At 49.8% G+C, this 287-nt stretch carries 2 tRNA genes; both read right to left on the bottom strand.

Going from position 1 to position 287, the window contains the following annotated elements:
* Position 1 precedes the first annotated feature (1 nt).
* Positions 2–77 (bottom strand) — tRNA-Val (locus R2X38_RS26700).
* Between the two features lie 134 nt (positions 78–211).
* Positions 212–287, bottom strand: a tRNA-Lys gene (locus tag R2X38_RS26695).

Here is a 287-nt window from a genome sequence, read left to right as displayed (position 1 = left end):
GTGGTGGGCGATACCGGGCTCGAACCAGTGACCCCCTCCTTGTAAGGGAGGTGCTCTCCCAACTGAGCTAATCGCCCACATAAAGTGGTATTTTCTCGCTTCATTTCGTTAGCGGTGAAGCGAGATTTGAACCGAGACGCGCAGTGTGCATTTAGCACATGAGCATCGCAGGTATCAAATCTAGCGAACAAGCTAGAAATGAATCAGAAAATGGTGGGTCGTGCAGGATTCGAACCTGCGACCAATTGATTAAAAGTCAACTGCTCTACCAACTGAGCTAACGACCC

The sequence above is a fragment of the Photobacterium rosenbergii genome, assembly GCF_033022775.1.
Lineage (GTDB): Bacteria > Pseudomonadota > Gammaproteobacteria > Enterobacterales > Vibrionaceae > Photobacterium > Photobacterium rosenbergii_A.
This window is presented reverse-complemented; position numbering and strand designations above follow the sequence as displayed.